This window comes from Coleofasciculus sp. (genome assembly GCF_046539235.1).
Taxonomy (GTDB): domain Bacteria; phylum Cyanobacteriota; class Cyanobacteriia; order Cyanobacteriales; family Coleofasciculaceae; genus Coleofasciculus.
Genome location: NZ_JBKHHI010000251.1, coordinates 1 through 9,721 on the forward strand (window position 1 = coordinate 1; position 9,721 = coordinate 9,721).

At 43.6% G+C, this 9,721-nt stretch carries 2 protein-coding genes; both read left to right on the forward strand.

Going from position 1 to position 9,721, the window contains the following annotated elements:
• A partial coding sequence (locus ACLFWI_RS19920; protein WP_446414355.1) for a hemopexin repeat-containing protein occupies positions 1-3,296 on the forward strand: 3,296 nt, incomplete at its 5' end.
• An 85-nt stretch (positions 3,297-3,381) separates the two neighbouring features.
• On the forward strand, positions 3,382-9,721 hold a 6,340-nt coding region (locus ACLFWI_RS19925; RefSeq protein ID WP_446414356.1), incomplete at its 3' end, for a Tc toxin subunit A-related protein.

Consider the following 9,721-nt stretch of genomic DNA (forward strand, 5'->3'; position numbering starts at 1 on the left):
TAGACGCGGCATTTGTTAGCTTAGAAGGTAAAACCTATCTGTTTAGTGGCAATCAATATTTTCAATATTCAGGAAGTGATTATTCCCAGGTGGATGAGGGATTCCCACGTACTATTGCCGGCGACTGGGGAGGGTTAAATACAGTTGATGCGGCATTTGTGCTGGATGGGAAAACCTATCTGTTTGGCAAGACGGGTGCAGCGTCTGATCACGTCGTCTATGTGCGCTATTCCCAGAATGATTATACGAAACCGGATGAAGGGTATCCCCAGGAACCCAACGATAATTGGTGGAATTTACCCTTCAATCTGGTTCAGGAGGGGGCGGATTTTAATCAAATAGATGCCGTTTTTACAAGCAATGACCACAAAACCTACCTGTTTTCGGGGGACAAATTTATCTATTTTGATCATCAGCAACGCTGGTGGTCTGAACCCCAACTGTTAAGTACGCACTGGGATAGCATCCCGTTTGCTTCAGTGGATGCGGCGTTTATGGGAAGAGACGGCAAAACCTATCTCTTTTCGGGAAGCGAGTATGTGAAATATTCCAGTCCTAACTACAGTAAAATTGACGATCGCTATCCCAATATTACCAATCGATATTGGGGGAATGTAGTCAACAATATCGCCAAAACGGGAAACGTGGATGCGGCGATTGTGGTCGAATCCCGTGAAATGATCGATGACGTTGAACAGACGACGGTACATACCTATCTCTTTTCCGGGAATCAGTATTTCCGGTATAAAGGTAATCACTATGATGCCGTGGAAGAAGGCTATCCCAAGTATATTGTTCCCTCACTCAAAGACGAACCCCGCTTCAAAAACCTGAACGTTTCCTACGAGAATGGCATAGATGCCGCTTTTGCGGATCGGCGCACGATCTATCTGTTTAAACAGACAGAAGGTTATGTGGTGTCTGAAACCTTATCGAAGAAATACGATGACCTGGGATTTACCCAAGTGGATTGCGCCTTTATTGACCAGGGGGCATTATTTGTGGCAGAAAACGCCACCTGGCACCGATATAGTAGCTTGGAAGGGAAAGCCATTCAAAAAACAGCGGTCGAACCGCCCCGGTTACGAGAGGTTCCCAGCAAGTTTAAAACCGGGCTGGATGCAGTTCTCCAGGGAATCGATCGCAATACCTATTTGTTTAAAGGGCAAGACTGTTTTAATGTTTTATTAAATAAAGAATACCCATTAGCGGAAGAATGGGGTAGGGAACGAAATACGATTTATATCAACAACACCGTTGATGCTGCTTTCGTCGGGCGTGACGGCAAAACCTATCTCTTTAGTGGCGACCAATATGTCACCTATGCTGGGGATACTTATATTAAGGCTGAAATTGAGGACACCCCCAAACCGATTCAAGAGAAATGGGGAGGATTAACCAGTGTGGCGTTAGCCTTTGTCAAGGATGACAAAACCTATTTGTTTGAAAAAGCAGACGATGAGGGAAAGTTCCGTTATCTGTGCTATTCAACAGATGATTACACCCAACCTGATCCCGGATTTCCTCAAACAGCGGAGCCTGATTTTTTGCAAATCCCGGCGACTTATACAGAAGAGGGGTTTAACCAAATTGATGCGGTGCTGTTTGAAGCCGATAATATGTTTGTCTTGAGTGAGAATCGCTATATTCAATTCAACTTCACCGAAAATCAGTGGGCATACCCCAGACCCCTGGATAGAATATGGCGGGGGATTCCGCTGAATCATGATTCCTTTGCCAGGGTGAAGACGGCGTTTACTGGACGGGATGGTGCAACCTATTTCTTTGCCGATAACTATTATGTTAAGTATGAAAATGTTAAGGATGAAAACAATCGCTTTACGTCTCCGGCTTTGATTCAGGAGGATTGGGGCATTGTTCACAACAATTTTGTTAACAATAGCCCAGACAATAAGATAGATGCTGCCTGTGTCTGGCAAAATAAAATAACCTATTTGGTTTCTGGCGATCAATATGTCCGGTATTCCGGCAAGGATTACCGCTATGTGGATGAGGGATACCCAAAACAGATTGCCAATCATCTGAGACGGGAAGCGGGGTTTGAAAATCTACCCGAAGACTTTGAAGAGATTGTAAGTAACCGGATAGCTAATGGAGAAAACAGGATTATCGATGCGATCATTGCTAATCATCGGACTCTCTATATCTTTATGGGTAGCCATTGCTATGTGGTGTCGCAAACTTTAGACGCGGTTTATGATATTGATATCATCGGCAATATTAAGAATACTATTCTCCAAAAGAACCAAGTCGATGCGGCGTTTGTGAATGAGCGTGGACAAACCTTCTTATTCTCCGGGGATCAGGGTGTCCGGTATTCGGATGACAGGTATGACACGGTAGATGACGGCTATCCCCAACCGATTGCTACGGTGCTGACGACTGAACTGGGTATATCCACTATGCCAGAGATGTTCCAGTATGGAATTGATGCCGCGCTGCGCGGGAGGGATGGAAATCTTTACTTGTTTAAAAATGAAGATTACCTGAGTTCGGCGGAATCCGAACCCAAGTTAATTAAAGAGACATGGGGAAAGGTTAAAAATAATTTCATCAGTCATCCGGGTGCAATTGATGCTGCCTTTGTTGCGCCGGATCATCACCTCTATGTGTTTAAGGGGGATCAATATATTCGCTATCACGATGCTGAACAAGAGTTTGTAGACGCAGGATATCCCCACGCCATTAAAGATAACTGGGGGAACTTGCCAGTTATCTTTCCAGTTAACTTTGAGGAATCAATCGATGGCGGGTTTGTCTTTGAAGGAAAAACCTATTTGCTGAAAGGAGATGATTATGTCCGCTATTCCGATAGTCGCTATCAGTATATCGATAGTATTTATCCCCAGACATTTAAATATCGGTGGGGGGACTGGGCGGATTACCGCTTAAGTGATATCAAAGCGATCGCGCGATTTAAGCAGCTCCAGGATGGGTATAGTAATGGGGACTATAGCTTAACGGATTTTTTACATCCGGAAAAGGGTTTGGTCAAAGATCCTTACAAAATGTTGGCGGAAATGTTTGGTTGGGATAGTGATGACGTAAAATGGTTGAAACGAAATAATGGGTTTTTGGGAACGGATAATCGTTTTGAGGTGCGGTTTAACTTGGAAATGGTGATTAAATTCGTTGATGTGTTTTCGGTTACCGAAAAAATGGGGACATCTCCGGCAAAATTGTACACAGAGGTTTGGCAGAAGATGTATCCGCCCAGTGACTTGGGAGCGGCGGCTGATACATTGTACAAGCTGCTGGGTTTGCTTAATAGTTAAGTAGGATTTACTGAATAAATCTTAGGGTAGAGATAGGCAACAGGGAACAGGGAACAGGCAACAGTATAATTGCACGGTAAACTTGATGAACAATAATCCAAACAACTGGCAGGTTCTTTCTCAACAATTGCACAATGAGTTAAATGTGATCAAGCGAGATGCTCTTGTACCTTATGTCATCGCCGTTGAAGATGGTATAGAGAATACCAGGGACTTGTATGAACAACTGCTGATTGATGTGGACATGAGCAGTTGTGGCACTACCTCTAGAATTGAGGAGGCGATCGCTGCCATACAATTGTATTTTCACCGATACTTTGTCAACCTCGAAGAGCTTTCGCTGAAAGGGGGGGGAAATGGGGAAACGGAAAAGCGGGTAAAAGAGGAGTTAAAAAAATGGTGGAAATGGATGAAGAACTATCGCGTTTGGGAAGCCAATCGCAAAGTGTTCCTTTATCCGGAAAATTATATCCGTCCTGAACTGCGGGAGTCCAAAACCCCAGCATTTAAAACCTTAGAAGAGGATTTGTTACAAGGGGAAGTCAATACAGCATCTGTACAAAGGGTTTACAAAAAGTACCTGGATGAATATACGGAAGTCTCTCGGTTAACAATTGCTGGGGGTTATGTTTATAATGTACCCAGTTCAGACGGTAAAAGGTTGGTATTGTTTGGGCGAACTAAAACTGACCCCAGGCGATTTTACTACCGTCTGGCTGAATTTGATCAGAAAAAGGGTTCTTGGCATCCTTGGTTGCCGGTGAATGTGCAAATCGATGCGGATAAAGTTTATCCTGTTTTTGCCTTTAAGCGGGTATTTGTGTTCTGGACAACGGTAGAAGCGGTTGTCGATACGGAGACGAGTACGGCGATTACGCTGAAGCAGGAGGGGGATACGCAAACAATCGCCTCAGATTCCGGTTCCCAGTCAACTTATAGGATCAAGATTTTATATTCATTCTACAATCTGAATAAAGAGTGGACTCAACCTCAAACCCTGACGACGGAAATCAAGAGTTTCGGTAAAATTGAAAATGTCCAATTGTCCGTTGCTAACTCTGAGAGATTGCGAATTCAAGAGGAGGAGGATAAAGAACACGAAAATATCGTGATTAATTGTACCTATAACCTTAGATTCAGTTATAAAGTCTTAGAAACTGAATTTAATCATGTATTCAGTCAGGCGCAGGCGTTTAGCTTGACGCCAGAGTTATACACGAAGAGAGTCCGTAATGATTCCCAAAAATTTGATCACGATGAAAATGGCAAAGCGGTATTTAATGCTCTATTTGATGAGCCAGACATCAAGGCTGAGGATGTAGTTGTATTCAACGCCGCCGAAGAATCATCAGAGGGATCATGGTTTAGTTTTGACCATAAAGGGGGGAGCTTCTTATGTAAGCCAGATGTGTCCCCTTTGGGAGATGAGCATTCACCCAAGAGTCGGGCAAGTGATGTGGATGAATTACCGAGTGAGGGCAATATTGATGCTGCGTTTCAGGTAGGACAGGTAGGAGATGAAAAAACCTATTTCTTTGATAATGCTCAACAGAATTATATCACGGTTAGTTCAGCCGAAACAACGGAAAATAAGACTCAGTACAGATGGGGAAAAACGCGCAACAGAATGACCGAAACGGGTATTGTTGATGCCGCCTTGGTTGATGGGGATAAAATTTACCTGTTTAGTGGGAATGAATACGTTGTGTATACCAAAGGGGATGAACTGGCAGATGCTGATTCTCCCAAAAGACTAAAGGGTAATCTAGAAGGGTTTCCTGAATGGGATAAGATTGATGCGGCATTTAAAGGAACCGATGGAAAACGGTACTTTTTTAATCAAACCCGCCAGGAGTTTATCGAATCCAGTGATTTGAATACCTCCAGGGCGATTACGGCGAAATGGGGCAAAGTCAGAAACTCTTTTACGGCACAGGATTACCCGATTAATGGTTCATCAAATGAAAACGAACCTTCAGTGGATGCCGCGTTTGTCTGGGAAGAGTATACCTATTTGTTCAATAAAGACCAATATATTAAATATGTCGGCAGTGACTACCAATTTGTCGAGGACGGCTATCCTAAAGAGAGTCGCCTTTATTATCTACTAGAAGACTTAGGTTGTAAGAACAACAATCTTTTGTATAGAAATGAATGTGTTGTTGCGGCTTTTGAGCTAGGCTCTACTGTGTATTTATTGGCTGCCAATAAGCAAAACGGGAGACGTAAAAACTATAGCTTTAGCAATGGCACTATATCAGAAGCAGATAGTCAAGACGCCTGGACAGGGGCTTTTGTGATAGGGGACGTTGAATATAGGTTCAACATCAATGCACTATCTGTATCGAATGGTACAGAAACACAGCCGGTTTCTTTGAACCGTAATGTGAATGCCGCATTAGTGGGACGAGATGGCAATCTATACATTTTCCACAATCGGGAATACATTGTCTTTCCCAGTAGCGGAATAAATACAGATGTTATAGAAAATAAAATTAATCAATGGGCAGATAGCCAACCCAATAGTACGAAATGGGGCAGAATCCGCAACCGTATTGCTGAAACGGGTAGAGTGGATGCGGCGTTTGTGGATGGTGGGAAAACCTATTTGTTTAGTGGAGATGAATATCTGGTTTATTCGGGAAACTATGATTTGGCAGATGAAGGGTGTCCTAAATCCATTCGGACAAATGATCAAGGGTTTCCGGCGTGGGATAAAATTGATGCGGTTTTCAAAGGGAATGATCACAAAATATACTTCTTTGATAATGATGCCCAAGATTTTGTGGAGTCTGGTACATTAACCGAAAGGAAACCGACTCGGGAACGATGGGGGATCGTCAGGAATAATTTCAACGAAACCGGAATTGTGGATTCGGCTTATGTCAACGGGAATCACTTATTTTTGACCAGTGGGAACCAATTCATTCGATATACCCTGGCTGATAATAATGAACCCGGTGAATGGGTTGACGAGGGTTATCCCAGGACGTTCAGTTTACCGGGGGTAACTCGAATCTATGCGGCTTTTGTTTACAACGATACAACCTATCTGATTGGAGAGAACCGATTTCTCAAATTTACCAAAGTGGGTGATGATATCTTTGGCAAGGGGAAAATGGTAAACGGTAAACTGGGGGCTTTGTTAGAGGATATGGGGTTTGTCCATGTTCCTTCGACTTACTATTACCTACCAGTTCAAGGCGCTTATGTTTATAACAAGCAACTTTACATTTATGCTCTAGGTCAGATCTTATTATGTTCATTAGAGCCTAAGTGGATTATACCCCTTCCTATTTACAGCAACTATTTCCAGCTTGCCTATGTGAATGAAGCGGGTGTGCTGCAAAAGGTAATTAGTTCACCCTATGATGCGGCGTTGGTAGCGGGAGGTAAGTTTTATCTGTTTAAGGGGGATGAATATAGTGAATCGGACAAGATACCGGAAACGGTGAATGACATTAGCTGGAAAAACCCGCAAAAAATTGCCAGTAAATGGGGAATCAGTAAGATTGATGCGGCATTCACTCTGGATGATAAGGTCTATTTATTCTCCAATGATCGCTATTTTAAACTGGAGCCGCCACAGGAACTGGATAACTTGACTGATTTTAAATATATTCAAGGGAATTGGGGTAACCTGCCTTATGAGTTGAGGTCAGGTTTTGATGCGGCGCTGAATCGAGGGGATGATTTATTTTTCTTTAAAGATAATCAGTACGTTAAGTATGAAAATATAACGGATAACAAGTCGGTGAGACCTTATGAAGTCGCGGATGTCAAGTATGAAATTATCCGGCTAACCACCAGCACGGCGTATAAGTTGAATCAAACTTTGTTTGTTGGGGGTGTGCCATCTTTATTAAGTCTCAGCACCCAGGAAACCGATGAATTGCCAGCATTTAGTACCCAAGTATCTACGGCGACGACGATTAGGGTAAAACCGGAGAAAGTGGACGAGGAAAATCTGCCGATTAGTTCCCACCTGGATTTTAATAGCGCTAACGGCATCTATTATTGGGAAGTCTTCTTTCATGCACCTTTCCTGATTGCTCAACACCTGAATACAAGTCAGAAGTTTGAAGAGGCAAAAGAGTGGTATGAATATATTTTTGATCCGACAGATGTCCCCAATTACTGGCAGTTTCTCCCCTTCTTGGCGGTGGATATAGCCGCGATTATTGATGTTGGTAGACATTCTCTGGTACAGCTAAGAGAGCTGGGGATTGATATAACAGCAGTTGAGACTGAGTTGAACAGTGTATTGTCTAACTTAGAGCCATTAGTTGATGTTTTTCAATCCCGGCGGAAAATATCGGAGAGCGAAAGGGACTATCTTAAATCACTGAATTTAGCAACCATTCAAAATAATTTGCAGAACTTAGTTCCTCCTGCGGATCGAGGGGAAAATGAAGAATTTAGTCAATTCGTTAATCAACTGAATGAACTGACCGGATTAATTGAGAAACTTGGGTACAGATATGAGTTGAGGCAAACCAGCGAAGCGGAAATTCAAGCCTATTTAAATGACCCATTTGACCCCCATGCGATCGCGGCGTTGCGGACGAGTGCGTATCAGAAAGCGATTGTCATGGCGTATATCGATAATTTAATCGATTGGGGGGATATGCTGTTTCGGCAGTATACCAGAGAAACCATTAATGAAGCGCGGATGTTGTATATCTTGGCGTATGACTTGCTGGGGAAGAAACCGGAAAATTTAGGCACAAGGGTACTCTCACCCAGTAAGTCCTATAGTCAATTAAGGGATGAGTCGGATGAGTATGATTTTGTCGTCTATCCTTCAGAACCTTCAGAACTTGCTCCCCATCTGGGTAGCCAGCCGATCAGAATTATTCCAGGGACACCCAATGATAGTGTTGCTAACCCCTATTTCTTTATCCCGGAAAACCCCTCATTGGTTGAGTATTGGCATCGCATTGAAGATCGTTTATATAAAATCCGGCATTGTCTGAATATTATGGGGATTAGTCAACCTTTGCCCTTATTCCAACCTCCGATTGACCCGATGGCGTTGGTACAAGCGGTGAGTTCCGGTGCGGGATTAAGCGCGGCTTTGGCAAGTTTGAATATTCCGGTTCCCCATTACCGCTTCAGTTTTATGGTGTATAAGGCAAAGGAATTGGTGCAAAAGTTGAACCAGTTTGGTAATGATTTGCTGGCTGCACTGGAAAAGAAAGATGCGGAAGAGTTGAGTATGCTGCAAAATCGGCAGGAAGGGGTAATCCTGGCGATGACGCGCAGTATTAAAGCGGCACAACTGGGGGAAGCGCAAGAAACGATTAAATCCCTAACAGCAAGCTTGAATGAGGCAAAAAACCGGGAAATCCATTACCAGAACTTGATAGATGTAGGCTTAACACCCATTGAGCAAGCCCAAATTGGTTTAATGATTGCAGCATCAGTTGCTCATTTTGTTTCTTCGGGTTTAAAAATTGCCGCCACGTTTGGTAACGCCGCACCCGACGCCTTAGTGGGTCCTTTTATCATGGGGGTAAAATATGGGGGGTCAAATATCGGAGAATCTCTCAATTCAGCCGCCGAAGTTGCTGAATCTTTAGGGGAAGGGTTAAGTGTGACGGGTGAAGTTCTGGGTATGTATGCCAACCACGAACGCATGGTGGAAGATTGGGAATTGCAAAAGAAGGCGGCGGAAAGTGATGTCATCCGGTTAACGGCGCAACTGGCTGGGGCTAAGTTTCAGGAAAAAATTGCCCAGCGGGAAATTGAGATTCTGGAGAAGGAAATTGAGCATAACGAGTCCATCAAGACTTTTATGAAGGATAAGTTTGCCAATGCTCAGTTGTATCAATGGATGGTAAGCCGACTGTCGGGAATGTATTTCCAAACTTACCAGATGGCGTATGATATGGCAAAATCGGCGGAGAAAGCCTTCCAATTTGAGCGGGGGATGAAAGAGAGTGAGGTGAATTTCATTAATGGGCTTTATTGGGATAACCAGAAAAAAGGATTGCTGGCTGGGGAAAGTTTGGGGTTAGACCTTGACCGGATGGAAAAAGCCTATATTGAAACCGATAGTCGCAGTTTTGAAATCTCGAAGAATATTTCCCTGCTGGAACTTGACCCGATGGCGTTGTTGCAGTTGAAGAATAAGGGGGTGTGTGAGTTTGCCTTGACGGAGGCGCTATTTGACTATGACTTTCCGGGGCATTATTGCCGCCAGATTAAGACTCTATCTTTAACCTTTGATGCGGGTGCAGGTCAAACGGTGATGGCAACCCTAACTCAACTCAATCATAAGACGGTGTTAGAACCAGACCCGAAGGCGGTAAAGTATTTACTAGACCCGAAAGACCAGCCGCCGTTGTCGATTCGCAATGGTTGGAAGGCGAATCAGCAAATTGCTTTATCCCATGTAGACCAGTATGAAAAGAATAATGGCT